Genomic DNA, 13,904 nt, shown 5'->3' with positions numbered 1-13,904 from the left:
GCTAATAAAAACAAACTATGAAAAATACGATTAAACTAAAGTTACTGCCCTATGTCGCCGTTATAGGTCTGCTAAGTAGCTGTAACGATGAAGTTTTGGATACAATACCCTACGGCGAATCGACATCGGCAGAATTTTGGCGTAATGGAATTGACGCTGTCGCTGCATCTACTGCTATGTATGAACCTTTGCGATGGGAAGATATGTATGGCCACAGTGAAAATGTATTCGACAACTGTTCCGATGATATTTATAGAGCTGGGGATCATGGTTACGAAGAAGCCATGGAGAATTTTACATTTGACCCGAGCAATGATGGTTTTCGTTACGGTTGGGGAGCAAAATACGAGATCATTTCAAGGGCAAATTCAGTATTGATCAATGTGCCGAATATTGAAGATATTGATGCGGCGCTTAAAGATAGAATATTAGGCGAAGCGCATTTTTTACGAGCTTTCGCTTACTGGCGATTTTCGGTGCTTTATGGTGAAGTTCCTTTGATTCTAGAGGCCAATTCCATAGAGGGTAATTTTAATGTTCCAAAATCATCTTTGGCCGATATTCGTGCGCAAATAGAATCTGATTTGGTTATGGCGGCTAGCCTATTGCCCGAAACCCACGATGCAGAAAATTTAGGAAGGGTCAACAAGGGGTCTGCAAACGGACTCTTGTCAAAACTATACCTGTACGAAGAGGAATTTCAAAAATCTATAGATGCTGGTGAAGCCGTTATTGATGGTCCGTACCCGCTGGCGGATAATTTTAGGGACAACTTTGAACCTGCAACCGAGAATAATCCTGAAATGTTGTTTTCTGTGCAAGGAGAAGAAAATTGGGGCGATGTTCCGAAGATGTTCGATGCTCCTAGACCTTGGGGGGGCTGGGATTTTCATGACCCTATTCAAAGTGTAGTTGATGAATTTGAAGAGGGAGATACTCGTTTGGCTTCTTCGATTCTAAGTCCTGGTGACATGGTTGACCGAGGCGAAAGTGGTGTTTTAGAATTTACCCCTGATTTGACACAAACAGGTTTCAGTTTGACCAAATATGCTAATTATAAGGCAGATGGTAATTTAAATGGTGATCAGAATGTGCCAGTGTTACGGGTAGCCGATGTATATCTTTTGGTTGCCGAAGCAAAAATTCGATTGAACGGGCCTGGTTCTGGCGACTTTGAAATTAATGAGGTTCGTAGAAGAGCAGGTCTTGCACCAGTTGAAAATGCCGATATGCCCGAGCTTATACATGAAAGACGCGTAGAGCTTGTAGGGGAAAATCAACGCCATCAAGACTTGATGCGCTGGGATAAGGCCAACATCGTCGATATCGCAGCTATCTATGCTGAAGACAGAGGGCAGTTTGATCCGCCTCGAACGTTCGTTAGGCCAAAGCATTATTATTTTCCCATCCCCCAGCGGGAAATCGATTTGAGTAATGGTGTGTTGATTCAAAATGAAAATTATTAGTAAGGATTATTGGGAGGCAAATTGATTGCTCTCGATCGATCCTAATATATTGAATACCGATCAAATGGTTTTCTTAAGGGTTCTTTCTTCCTTAGGGAAACCATTTGTTTTTTTAAGTGATATTATTTTCTTTTATTAAATAGGGGCCGACCAAATAGTTGGGAGAGATGGAATGCCAAAATCACGAGAGATGATGAGTCGACGTTACAGTATTATTGCAGTCATTTGTATGCTTTTTTGGAATTGCACTGATGATAAAGAATCGCATCAGGGCAAAGATTCAACTACGAAGGTATCTCAGCCACTTTTTACCATATTGGCACCAAGCGAAACACAATTAAATTTCGTAAACATTATCAATGAGAGTCCTACGATAAATGGTGTGTTGTATGAATATCTGTATAATGGTGGTGGGGTTTCGGTCGGTGATGTGAACAATGATGGTTTACAAGATCTCTATTTTATATCCAATTTATATAGTAATAAGCTCTTTCTAAATAAAGGAGGTTTGGTCTTTGAAGAGAAAACTGCGGAAGCAGGCTTGAAGGGTAAGGCAGGTTTTCCGACAGGGGTTACCATGGTCGATATCAATTCAGATGGGCTCCTCGATATTTATATTTCGAAATCAGGAAATTATCCAAATCCTGAGCATCGTAAAAATGAACTTTACATAAATCAAGGGCTCAATGATAAGGGAGATCCCGAATTTATGGAAGAAGCAAGCAAATATGGTCTCGATTTGCCTCATTATTCAACCCAGGCCGCTTTTTTTGATTATGACAAAGATGGGGATCTCGATATGTTTCTTTTAAACCACGGTATTGACCCGGCAGAAACCGAAATGAATATCGACAAACTACTTGGTCAAAAATCGGAATATAGCAGCAATAAATTATTTCAGAATAACGATGGGAAATATATTGATGTTTCTGAAAAGGTCGGGATTATTGATAATGGAATTGGGTATGGGCTCGGTATTGCAATTGGAGATTTGAACAATGACCAATGGCCCGATATGATCGTGGGTATGGACTATTCAGAAAAAGACCACCTCTATATCAATCAGAAAGATGGAACATTTCAAGAGGTTATACAAAAGGCTACGAATCATATTTCTAATTTTTCGATGGGTAATGATATTGCCGATATCAATAACGACGGTTATTTCGATTTTATATCGGTCGATATGGTTTCGAATAACAATTATGACCTAAAGACCAATATGAGCGGTATGAATCCCAAACGATTTCATGAGTTAGTGGGTAAGGGGCTACATCATCAATACATGTTTAATACACTACAATTGAGCAATGGCAATATGTTGGAAAATGGCACGGTTCCGGCTTTTTCAGATGTAGCGCAATTCGCCGGACTGTCTAAGACCAATTGGAGCTGGGCTCCTTTGTTTTTTGATATGAACAATGACGGATGGCAAGATGTATTTGTTTCAAATGGAGTGCTGCGTTCGTTTAGGAATAACGATTTTGTTATCTATAAGCGACAGCGGGTAGCCAAACTGTATGACGATATGAAAAAATATCATAATAAAGATTCATTGATTGCATCCTATTACAAAGACCTTTTGGTGGTAATGCCAGAAAAAAAGGAAGTAAACCTACTCTATCTGAACAATCAGGATTATACCTTCACAGAAATGAACCAATCGTGGCAATTGAATGCCCCTACTGCAACCAATGGGGCCGTTTATGCCGATCTTGATAATGATGGTGACCTAGATATTGTGGGAAACAATATAAATGATCCAGTGACAATTTACCGAAATAACAGTCGTGAATTGGAACCTGATAATAATTATTTGACTATCAAATTAAAGGGTAAAAACGGAAATGTGAATGGCATAGGGGCGCGAATTTCATTGCAGTATGAAGATGTTGCCCAGTCTAAAGAACTTTATGTGTCAAGGGGGTTTCAATCTTCGGTAAGTAATAGGTTGCATTACGGTATTGGTCGAACGGCTATTATAAATAGAGTTTCGATAATGTGGCCTGATGGAAATTATCAGACTTTGAAAGATGTGTCGGCAAATCAAGAGTTGCTATTGAATTATGACGATTCCCAGATAATTCTTGCGAACGACCTTTCAAACGATTCTGCGCTTCTTTTTAAGGATGTATCACATGATTTGGAAAGCCTTTATGAGCATACAGAGAATAATTTTGATGACTTTCAACGAGAAATACTGCTTCCTCATAAGTTTTCACAGAATGGCCCCGCTTTAGCGGTGGGAGACGTTACGAATGACGGTTTAGATGATTTTTACATAGGAGGAGCGAAAAATGAAACTTCTGAATTATGGGTACAACAGCAAAACGGAGATTTTAAACGGCTGCGAAGTCCATGGAAAGATGATAAAGGGCACGAGGATCTAGCGGCTGAATTTTTTGATGCCGACGGCGACGGCGACCTCGATTTGTATGTAGTTAGCGGGGGTAATGAGGCAAAGGAAAATGATGATTATTACCAAGATCGCTTTTATGAAAACTTAGGAGATGGTGAATTTTTGAAACGTACGAATGCAACCCCTAAAATAGTGACAAGTGGATCCACTGTGAAAGCCGGGGATTTTGATAATGATGGAGACTTGGACCTTTTCATAGGAGGAAAGTTGGTGCCGGGCAAATATCCTTTTCCGACAAAAAGTTATTTACTTAAAAATGAAAGTGAACCTGGTAGCGTCGAATTTAAAGATGCTACACCAGATATCGCTCCGTTTATGGCTGAATTCGGAATGGTGTCGGAAGCACAATGGGTAGACGTTGATAATGACGGTGATCTCGATTTGATTGTTGTCGGGGAGTGGATGGCCGTGAGAGTCATCGAAAATGATAATGGCAAATTTGTAGATAGTACCACAAAAGCAGGTCTTGACAATCAAATAGGTTGGTGGTTCAGCGTTGCTTCGGAAGATTTTGATAAAGATGGAGACATGGATTTTATCGTAGGTAACTTGGGTGAAAATTACAAATACAAGGCTTCTGTTGAATCACCGTTTGAAGTATTTACGAGCGACTTTGACAAGAACGGTTCGCAAGATATTGTACTTGGTTATCATGAAGAAGGAAAGATGTATCCGTTACGAGGGCGACAATGTTCTTCCGATCAGATGCCCTTCATTAAAAAGAAGTTTCCCAGCTACGATGATTTTGGTACGGCCGATCTCTCAACCGTCTATGGTGAAGAAGAATTGAAAAATGCATTGCATTACCAAGCGACCACTTTTGCAACCTCTTACATAGAAAATTTAGGTGATTTTAAGTTTAAAGTGCATAAGCTTGATGAATTGGCGCAATTCTCATCGGTCAATAGCATTCTCATCGATGATTTTAACGACGATGGTCATGCCGATGCTTTGCTGTCAGGTAATCTATACCAATCAGAAGTCGAAACTCCAAGGAGCGATGCGAGTTATGGTGATTTACTCTTAGGCAACGGGCAAGGGGAGTTTGAATCACTGTTTCCCTATGAAAGCGGATTGTTTGTCAAGGGAGATGTTAAAAATGCTGCTCTGATGAATTCGAATTCGTCGGGTCGAAAGCGAATTGTATTTGCCAAAAATGACGCCCCTCTTCAAGTACTGGAATATTCTTTGAAGTAGGCGGTTTGCGTGGCCCAAGAATCTAAATTACGGGTTTGTATTATTCGATTTCTACTTTTTCACCATAAAAGCGCGGTTGGGTATTCATAAGCAAATCTAAGAACACTTTTACCCGTGCAAAGTACTCTCGAAGCTGTACTTTATAACCTTCCGATCCCGAAATATCGGTAGCATTGAACCCGATGGCCGTCAGGCCCTTTTTTTCTGCCAAATAAATGGCCCGTTCGTTGTGAAACTTCTGTGATATAATAGTCACTTCGGTCAAACCAAAAATTTCTTTTGCCCGTACCATGGAATCCAAAGTTCTGAAACCGGCATAGTCTAAATATATTTTCTCTTTGGGAATCCCATATTGGATTAAATCTTTTTTTATGGTATTCGGCTCATTGTAGTAGACCGAGCCATTGTCGCCGCTGACCAGCACATAATCGATTTTCCCTGCCTTATATAATTTTACGGCAGCTTCTATTCGAAATGAATAATACGGATTGGGATGTCCGCTTTTGATTCTCTTTGAAGTGCCTAAAACGAGACCTACGCGATTATGGGGTATTTTGTCAAGATGGTAATACGTTTTTTCTTCGGCATTCGAATCAACGATTGTATTGCATAAAAAAAGACCAAGAAAAAAAACAACGACCATTGGTACAAGAATCCAAAATATCCTTTTTTTCATTGAGCGAATAAGACTGAAAACTAAAGGTAAGCAAATTCAAAGCGATTTTTGGTTTGGGCATTCAAAATCACAGAAGCCTATTTTTTAAATTCATTGAATATTCCGATACTTTGTTTAGCTTAAATATACCTAAAGTATGCCCGGGAGACCTACAGCTTCGAGCATTATTGACAAATTATAAACCATAAAATTTGAATAGCTAAAATCAATTGAATTTTTCAATACCGCAAATTATGCAACAATTGATGGCGAAATTGTAATCTTTCTTATAAAATATGTTAGATTTTTTAATGATGTCTTAGTTTAGCGCCATTTAGGAAAATAGTATTTTTCTAGCCAAGTATTATTTTTTTTAAACTAAACCACCAACCACAATGAAAATAGGCGTACTAAAAGAGACCCAAGATGGTGAAAGGCGGGTTGCAATTACCCCAACCATTGCAAAACAGTTGATTGCTGTTGGGTTTGAAATTCTTGCCGAAGAAGGGGCCGGGGAAAACTCTTCCTTTAAAGACACCGACTATACCGACGTAAATGTCACTATTGAAAAAAGGGCGGTAGTCTTTCATGAGGCCCAAATACTATTGAAAATCAACCCTTTTGATAATGAAGATTTAAAATTGGTCGACAAAGGACAGATTTTGATCAGTAAGCTGTATCATAAATCAGACCCAGATCTTATCAAGGCGATTGCAGCTAGAGGAGCTACCGCTTTTTCTATGGATGCCATTCCAAGAATTTCAAGAGCTCAAGATATGGATGTGTTAAGTTCGCAAAATAACCTAGCCGGTTACAAGGCGGTAATTTTGGGGGCCTTTGAAATGACCAAGATATTTCCGTTGATGATGACTTCCGCAGGTACTATTGCACCTTCACGGGTGTTGATTTATGGTATAGGGGTAGCGGGATTACAGGCCATAGCTACAGCAAAACGTTTGGGTGCCGTAGTGGAAGCAACTGATATTAGGTCAGAAACCAAGGAACAGGCCGAATCTTTGGGGGCAAAATTTATTTCGGTTGATAATGCCGGTGAAGAATCTGAAGGGGGGTATGCCAAAGAAGCCTCGGCAGATTATGCACAACGCCAAAAGGAAGCCGTTAACAAATCGCTTTTTCAAGCCGATTTGGTTATTACAACTGCTAATATTCCAGGTAGAAAGGCACCGATTTTAATTACCGAAGAGCAGGTGTCCCAAATGAAAAATGGGGCCGTAATCATCGATTTGGCAGCCGCTCAGGGAGGAAACTGTGAAGTCAGTGAAATCAATAAAACCGTTGTCAAGAATGGTGTGAAGGTTATCGGTACTAGCATCGACCCCAAAAGTGTTTCTACAAATGCGAGTGATCTATACGCGAAGAATATTTATAACTACATCAGACATCTTACGGAAGACACCAAATTTAAATGGGATTTAGACGAAGAAATTACCGATGAAACCTTGATCGTTAAAGACGGAACCATTAGAAAAAACTAAAGAAGAAAGAAATGACTGATTTTTTGCAATTTATAAACGACAATCTTCAGATTATCTATATCCTTATTCTTTCCATATTTGTTGGTATAGAAGTAATAAAAAGTATTCCTGCGGTGCTGCACACCCCTTTAATGTCTGGGGCCAATGCCTTGAGTGGGGTGGTTATCGTAGGTGCCATTCTGGTAATGTTACATGCTGACCCTTCCGATTATCTTGCGCTCGCCCTTGGCTTTATCGCTGTGGTATTAGGAGTTTTAAATGTTGTGGGTGGCTTTGCGGTTACCGATAGAATGTTGCAAATGTTTAAAAAGAAAAAATAATGGATATTTTACTGAATATTATATATCTGATTGCTACAATTACATTTATTGTAGGCTTAAAGAAGTTGGGGCATCCGGAAACGGCTAAGAATGGGAATTTAATTGCGGCCGCAGGAATGGGTTTGGCCATTCTGGGAACAATTTTTATCCATGAATTAGAGGTTCCTCCTTTAATTTATATCTTAATCGGTTTAGCAATTCTCATTGGATCGATTATAGGGTGGTTGATTGCCATTAAAGTGGAAATGACGAAAATGCCGGAACTCGTTTCTTTGTTCAATGGTTTCGGTGGCGCTAGTGCGGCCCTGATCGGGTTGGTCGAATATAGCAAGAATGTCGCCGATTTCACCCAAGCTACGACCATCGTCGCAGGTATTATTATTGGGGCCATTACTTTTTCAGGAAGTTTGATTGCCTGGGGTAAATTGAATGGTTCTTTGAGAAGCGTTGTGAAAATTCCTTTTTATAATACTGTCAATAACCTGCTTTTTATTGGGATAATTGCTTTTGCCGCATTTATGATTGCTACGGGTGTTGACAGTCCATTGCTATTGTATGCGTTATTGGCTTCTGGATTGGCCTACGGCATCTTGTTTGTGCTCCCTATTGGAGGGGCCGATATGCCTGTCGTCATTTCATTGTTGAATTCATTGACCGGTATCGCGGCGGCTATTACAGGTATTCTATATGATAATATGGTTATGCTTGTTGGAGGTATTTTAGTTGGTTCTGCGGGTATTATTTTGACAGTCGCAATGTGTAAGGCTATGAACAGAACCTTGGGTTCTGTGATTTTTGGAGCTTTTGGAGGAGGGGAGGCCGCAGCGGTCGGAAACAAGACTTTGGGGTCTATTAAAAGTACCAACCCTAGTGATGCCGCCATTATGATGAATTATGCATCGAATGTAGTGATTGTTCCAGGGTATGGTTTGGCCGTCGCACAAGCACAACATGTAATTCATGAGTTGGAAGAGATGTTATCGAAAAGAGGAGTCAGCGTAAAATATGCTATTCATCCTGTTGCAGGGCGTATGCCGGGCCATATGAACGTATTGTTGGCAGAATCGAACGTAGAGTATAATATGTTGGTCGAAATGGACGACATCAATCCTCAGTTCAGCAATACCGATATTGTCTTAGTGGTTGGTGCCAATGACGTGGTAAACCCTGCGGCACATAATAATCCTGCCAGTCCGATTTACGGTATGCCTATTTTAGATGTAGAGAATGCAAAACATATCATCGTGAATAAGCGGGGAATGAATGCAGGCTATGCCGGTATTGAAAACGAATTGTTCTATAACTCTAAAACTTCAATGCTTTTCGGTGATGCCAAGGCCGCACTTACCGATTTGGTCGCGGAGTTAAAAAATATGTAGTACAAGGCCTGAATAAGGGAGTGGGTTTTACGGGTAAAGATAAACCCCACCGTAAACCTTAGATTATCTTCAAAAATCAAAGAAGGTGTCAAAAAGTTCTTATTTAAGACATTGGGAGGCAAGAAGCAATCCTAAAAATGTAGGTAGCTAATAAGCGGATTACTTCCTTTTGTTTGCAAAGACCATGTGTTTTGACTTTTTGTATACCTTCTTTTCTTCATTCGCTAGACAGGGTTAAAACACTTGTTTTTCAGAAGTATAACAGGAGTCCGCTAACTCAAATAACCATAAACTCTAATAATATTCTAATTTCGTTAACAAAGTACTATGAAGGTCTTTCATTATCTTTGTGGTTTGGCAAGAAAACCTAATATTACCTTCGATATTTTTAAATGCTCAAACGAATATTAGTCATAGAGGATGAACATAATGTAGCTACTTTCATCAAGCAAGGCCTACTGGAAGTTGGTTATGAAGTTTTTTTGGCTTATGAGGGGGAGCAAGGCATCGAACTTTTGAAGAACAAGGAAATTGATTTGATCATACTTGATATTATTTTGCCTAAAATGGATGGTAGGGAAGTCGCCAAAAAGATTAGGTTGCTGGGTTATGAAGATGTGCCTATTATTATGCTGACTGCATTGGGTAATACCGAGAATGTAGTCAAAGGACTAGATTCAGGGGCCGATGATTATTTGGTTAAACCTTTTAAGTTCAAAGAACTTTTAGCAAGAATACGTGCTTTGACAAGACGAAACGGGGCTGCCTTGGCCGCAGCTCAGAAATTGGTCTTGCAAGATTTAGAGTTGGATACTGATGCCAAGACCGTGAGAAGAGCCGGTAAAGAAATCAGTCTGACCTCTACCGAGTTTCGCCTTTTAGAATTTTTATTAAAGAATAAAAATAGGGTGCTTAGCCGCATTGATATCCTTGAAAACGTTTGGGATATCAACTTTAATATGGGCACCAATGTCGTCGATGTTTATGTGAATTATTTGCGCAACAAGATTGATAGAAACTACAATTCCAAACTCATACAGACTGTTATCGGTATGGGTTATGTTATCAAAGATTAAGTGAAAAAACCGTATGCAGTTAAGAACAAAAATCACTGCCATTTTTATATTGTTAACGGGACTTTTTCAAATTGGGATTTTCGTACTCATCTATTATTTTTCTGAAGAATATACCGAAAATGAGTTCTATCTGCGCTTGAGCCAAAGGGCAACTATTGCCGCGCAAGCGCACCTCGATGAAGGTGAGGTTAATGTCGATATTTACGAAGATATACGTATTCGCCATTTGCAGACCCTGCCTAATGAAAAAGAGGTCATCTATCCTGTTGATGCCAAACAAAAGAAACCCCTGGTCGATTTTGACGCTAATCTCCCCGAATCGTTTTTCCAAAAAATTTTCGATAAAGAATATGCCGAATTTAAAAAGGGCGAGTTTTATTATACAGGACTTTTATATCACGATGAAAAAGGTGACTTTATTGTGTTGCTATCCGCTAGAGATCTTTATGGAGCCGGGAAGCAAGATAATTTGAGAAATATTCTTGTTATTGCCTTTTTCGTAAGCATGATTTTCATTTCTATTTTAGGTCAATATTATGCAAAGCAGGCCCTGAGTCCGATTTCGGAGATTATTGAAAAGGTGAATTCCATCCGGGCCGAGAGCCTTTTTCTTAGATTGGATAATGTTAATGGAAAGGATGAACTTGCCGATTTGACCCGAACTTTTAATAGTATGTTGGACAGGTTACAAATTTCGTTCGATCTACAGAGCAACTTTATCAATAATGCTTCCCACGAACTCCGAAATCCGTTGACTGCTATACTAGGACAGACCGAAATCGCATTAAGTAAAAGAAGAACCATACAGGAATATCGGTCCACACTTAACAATATCGATCTTGAAGCTTCGAGACTTGATACGTTGGTAGATGGCATGTTAAAACTGGCTAAAACAGATTTTGATTCGAAAGGCCTGGTCATCGAAGCTATCCGTTTAGATCAAACCGCAATCGAGATCAAGCAAAATTTGGATGTGGTGAACCCTAAAAATAGTATAAAACTGAACTTTGACCATTTACCCGAAGACGAACATTTGATCACGATGTTGGGAAGTGAGACACTTGTTAAGGTGGCATTGAGCAATATCTTGGAAAATGCCTGTAAGTTTTCAGACAACAAAAAGGTTTCTTTAAAACTACTGACCGATGATGGTTATATCTTTTTGATTATTACCGACGAGGGTATCGGAATACCTTCTGACGAGCTTAAGAATATTTTCGAACCTTTTTATAGGGGGTCGAATGTTCGAAATTTAGTAGGTTTTGGGTTTGGCCTTCCATTGGCCTATCGTATTATAAAGCTTCATTCCGGCGACATTCGCGTTTCTTCACAGGTGGGTAAGGGTACTATTGTAAAGATCAAACTTCCTACTCAAGAGAAATACAATTCTTTGAAGTCTTGATCATTTTTTGATGGGTAATAACCATTTCCATTTTTGCTCAGTCCTTATTTATAAAACAAATCTTTGTTTCGTGTAAGTTTGTTTTGAAAGCATTCCTGCAGATGCTGGACAGCTTCTGAAACGTAAAAAGTTTCCTTTGAAAAGTACTCCGATTTAGAGGAAATAATATTGATAAACCCTTTTTTGAAATTTTAATCTTATTCTAATTTCGCTCTTAAACCGTTCTAATTGTCTGGACTTACTTTCGCTAGGAAAATAATAAACAGATGAAAAAAATAATTATTCCTACCGATTTTACCGTGGAATCACTGCAGCTCATAGAGTATGCTATTTTGAATTTTCCTGACACAAAACTTGACATCATTCTTGTACACGGTTTTAAGTTGCCCGATACCCGATGGGGGCTTACACATTTTTCTGCATTAAGAGAGGTCAATAAGCTGAACACTGATGCTTTTGCCAAGGCCAAGAATATGTTTGTTCGCGAACACAGCGACGTAATCGTGCGCTTACGGTTTGAGTTATTTACAGGGAGCAATTCCTTTGCATTTCGAAATTTCGCTGAACAATTGGGCGTAAAAGATGCGATTGTCCCAAAAGGAAAATTTCTGCATGTCGATAATTCTAAATGCTTTGATCCAACTCGATTTGTTAAAAGTAATATTGATAATGTAATCGAGATTCCTTTCGAGTTGACCGAGGAGTATCAAAAAACAAAATTCTCTCTTTCAGGTCTTCTTAATTTATAGGAATTCTGCTGACGTAGGAGTCTAATCATATTCATTTTACATAATAAAAAAACTATGAAAAATTTCACAACAAGATATTTAAAATCCGATATAAAATCAGGCTTAGTAGTCTTCTTGGTTGCCTTGCCATTGTGTCTCGGTATTGCCTTGGCTAGTGGGGCTCCACTGTTTTCGGGCATCATTTCGGGCGTCGTAGGAGGTTTGGTAGTGGGTGCTTTAAGTAACTCGCAACTGAGTGTCTCAGGTCCTGCTGCAGGCTTGACGGCCATTGTTTTGGCAGCTATAGCAAGTTTGGGTTCTTTCGAGGCTTTCTTGCTTGCCGGTCTTTTAGCGGGGGTAATACAATTAATATTAGGTTTTGCGAAGGCTGGTATCATTTCGAATTATCTTCCTTCGAATGTCATCGAAGGAATGCTTGCTGCAATAGGTATCATTATTATCCTATCGCAAATTCCACATGCGGTGGGATTTGATGAGATGCATGAAGGTGATTATTTTTATATCAATCCAGCTGGTGAGCACCAGATTTTTACAACCTTCGCCAATGCCATTAATTTCATTCATCCCGGGGCAATTGTTGTAGTATTGGTATCGCTCGCCATTTTAATAGCGTTTATTAAGGTGCCGTTTTTAAAGAAGATTAAATCAATACCGGGGGCTTTGGTGGCCGTTTTGGCAGGTATAGCGATTAATGAGACTTTCAAGTTGACCGGGTCTTCGTTGGCAATTAGTGATGACCATTTGGTGAGCCTTCCGGTACCAGAATCTATAGGTGAATTTTGGAGCCAGTTCAGTTTTCCTGATTTTACCCAGATAGGTAATACCGATGTTTGGATTGTAGCACTTACAATTGCGGCAGTTGCTAGTATTGAGACCTTGTTATGTATCGAGGCGGCCGATAAATTAGATCCCCTGAAGCGTTATACCAATACCAATACAGAATTAAAGGCGCAAGGGGTTGGAAATATAATCAGTAGTTTGATAGGGGGCATACCGATGACTTCTGTTATTGTAAGAACTTCGACAAACATTGACTCAGGTGGAAAAACAAAGATAGCCGCCATTTCACATGCTGCTTTTTTGTTGCTCGCTGTTGTAGCTCTTCCTTCTTTTATGAACAAGATTCCGTTGGCGTCCTTAGCGGCCGTTCTACTGGTAATCGGTTACAAGTTGGCAAGTCCTGCTAAATTCTTCCATATGTGGTCTAATAGTAAGAAATTTCAGTTCATCCCCTTTGTTGTCACTATTGTAGCCATTGTGTTTACAGATCTTTTAATGGGTGTGGGTATAGGATTGGCCGTAAGTGTTTATTTTATTCTTAGGGGTAACCTGAAACTTGCATACTTTTTTAAGAAAGACAAACATGTTGAAGGGGAAACTATACAAATGGAATTGGCACAGGAGGTTTCTTTCTTGAACAAGGCCGCCATAAAACAGACGTTCATCCATTTACCTGAAAATAGCAAAATCGTTATAGATGCGTCGAATACGGTATATATAGACCATGACGTGCTACATCTGATAAAGGATTTTGTGTACCACGGTTCTAGGGATAAGAACATTTGGGTGGAGTTAATAGGCTTTAGAAAGGAATATCGAATTGATAACTCCGCGTCACATGTAACATCTATAGTTTCAGATAATGGTGATCTGGTATCACCAAGCAGTATCACCAATGGGGAGAAGGTTCCTTCGAATGTGCTCTTGGTAAGTGAATTGAGCCAAGTCTGACACTGGGGTTTTAG

General features: G+C 39.5%; 10 protein-coding genes. 9 read left to right on the top strand and 1 reads right to left on the bottom strand.

Features of this window, described 5'->3' with window-relative positions; translation table 11 throughout:
• The first annotated feature begins 17 nt into the window (after positions 1 to 17).
• A complete protein-coding gene (locus tag AACZ88_RS16040; protein ID WP_339712200.1) occupies positions 18 to 1,466 on the top strand; it encodes a RagB/SusD family nutrient uptake outer membrane protein in 1,449 nt (482 codons plus the stop codon).
• A 190-nt stretch (positions 1,467 to 1,656) separates the two neighbouring features.
• Positions 1,657 to 5,082 carry a VCBS repeat-containing protein gene (locus AACZ88_RS16035; protein ID WP_339712197.1) on the top strand — a complete coding sequence of 1,142 codons (3,426 nt, stop codon included), beginning with the start codon at positions 1,657 to 1,659 and terminating at the stop codon, positions 5,080 to 5,082.
• Between the two features lie 40 nt (positions 5,083 to 5,122).
• On the opposite strand, the gene AACZ88_RS16030 is transcribed toward AACZ88_RS16035, so the two are convergent.
• Positions 5,123 to 5,758: an ElyC/SanA/YdcF family protein gene (locus AACZ88_RS16030; RefSeq protein ID WP_339712194.1), complete on the bottom strand. Its 636-nt coding sequence runs from the start codon at positions 5,756 to 5,758 to the stop codon at positions 5,123 to 5,125.
• Between the two features lie 374 nt (positions 5,759 to 6,132).
• On the opposite strand from AACZ88_RS16030, the gene AACZ88_RS16025 reads away from it, so the two are divergent.
• The 7 genes from AACZ88_RS16025 (at position 6,133) to AACZ88_RS15995 (ending at position 13,890) form a co-directional block, all read left to right on the top strand.
• Positions 6,133 to 7,233: a Re/Si-specific NAD(P)(+) transhydrogenase subunit alpha gene (locus AACZ88_RS16025; protein WP_339712191.1), complete on the top strand. Its 1,101-nt coding sequence runs from the start codon at positions 6,133 to 6,135 to the stop codon at positions 7,231 to 7,233.
• An 11-nt stretch (positions 7,234 to 7,244) separates the two neighbouring features.
• Complete coding sequence (locus tag AACZ88_RS16020) at positions 7,245 to 7,553, top strand: NAD(P) transhydrogenase subunit alpha (RefSeq protein WP_339712188.1); 309 nt, start codon at positions 7,245 to 7,247, stop codon at positions 7,551 to 7,553.
• Positions 7,553 to 8,932, top strand: a complete 1,380-nt coding sequence (locus AACZ88_RS16015; protein ID WP_339712185.1) for an NAD(P)(+) transhydrogenase (Re/Si-specific) subunit beta — start codon at positions 7,553 to 7,555, stop codon at positions 8,930 to 8,932. The genes AACZ88_RS16020 and AACZ88_RS16015 overlap by 1 nt, the downstream gene beginning before the upstream one ends.
• Before the next feature lie 392 nt (positions 8,933 to 9,324).
• Positions 9,325 to 10,008 (top strand): response regulator transcription factor, encoded by a 684-nt coding sequence (locus AACZ88_RS16010; protein WP_339712182.1) that lies wholly within the window; start codon positions 9,325 to 9,327, stop codon positions 10,006 to 10,008.
• Between the two features lie 13 nt (positions 10,009 to 10,021).
• Positions 10,022 to 11,410 (top strand): HAMP domain-containing sensor histidine kinase, encoded by a 1,389-nt coding sequence (locus tag AACZ88_RS16005; RefSeq protein ID WP_339712180.1) that lies wholly within the window; start codon positions 10,022 to 10,024, stop codon positions 11,408 to 11,410.
• 266 nt (positions 11,411 to 11,676) lie between these two features.
• On the top strand, positions 11,677 to 12,159 hold the full coding sequence (locus tag AACZ88_RS16000) for a universal stress protein (protein ID WP_339712177.1): 483 nt from the start codon (positions 11,677 to 11,679) through the stop codon (positions 12,157 to 12,159).
• A gap of 54 nt (positions 12,160 to 12,213) precedes the next feature.
• Positions 12,214 to 13,890 carry a SulP family inorganic anion transporter gene (locus AACZ88_RS15995; RefSeq protein ID WP_339712175.1) on the top strand — a complete coding sequence of 559 codons (1,677 nt, stop codon included), beginning with the start codon at positions 12,214 to 12,216 and terminating at the stop codon, positions 13,888 to 13,890.
• Positions 13,891 to 13,904 lie beyond the last annotated feature (14 nt).

The sequence above is a fragment of the uncultured Kriegella sp. genome (genome assembly GCF_963975415.1).
Classification (GTDB): domain Bacteria; phylum Bacteroidota; class Bacteroidia; order Flavobacteriales; family Flavobacteriaceae; genus Kriegella.
This window is presented reverse-complemented; position numbering and strand designations above follow the sequence as displayed.

Coding starts and splice junctions, on each gene's coding strand:
- AACZ88_RS16035 (WP_339712197.1), top strand. CDS start 1,657: ATGATGAGTCGACGTTACAGTATTATTGCAGTCATTTGTATGCTTTTT.
- AACZ88_RS16025 (WP_339712191.1), top strand. CDS start 6,133: ATGAAAATAGGCGTACTAAAAGAGACCCAAGATGGTGAAAGGCGGGTT.
- AACZ88_RS16005 (WP_339712180.1), top strand. CDS start 10,022: ATGCAGTTAAGAACAAAAATCACTGCCATTTTTATATTGTTAACGGGA.
- AACZ88_RS15995 (WP_339712175.1), top strand. CDS start 12,214: ATGAAAAATTTCACAACAAGATATTTAAAATCCGATATAAAATCAGGC.
- AACZ88_RS16010 (WP_339712182.1), top strand. CDS start 9,325: ATGCTCAAACGAATATTAGTCATAGAGGATGAACATAATGTAGCTACT.
- AACZ88_RS16040 (WP_339712200.1), top strand. CDS start 18: ATGAAAAATACGATTAAACTAAAGTTACTGCCCTATGTCGCCGTTATA.
- AACZ88_RS16020 (WP_339712188.1), top strand. CDS start 7,245: ATGACTGATTTTTTGCAATTTATAAACGACAATCTTCAGATTATCTAT.
- AACZ88_RS16015 (WP_339712185.1), top strand. CDS start 7,553: ATGGATATTTTACTGAATATTATATATCTGATTGCTACAATTACATTT.
- AACZ88_RS16030 (WP_339712194.1), bottom strand. CDS start 5,758: ATGAAAAAAAGGATATTTTGGATTCTTGTACCAATGGTCGTTGTTTTT.
- AACZ88_RS16000 (WP_339712177.1), top strand. CDS start 11,677: ATGAAAAAAATAATTATTCCTACCGATTTTACCGTGGAATCACTGCAG.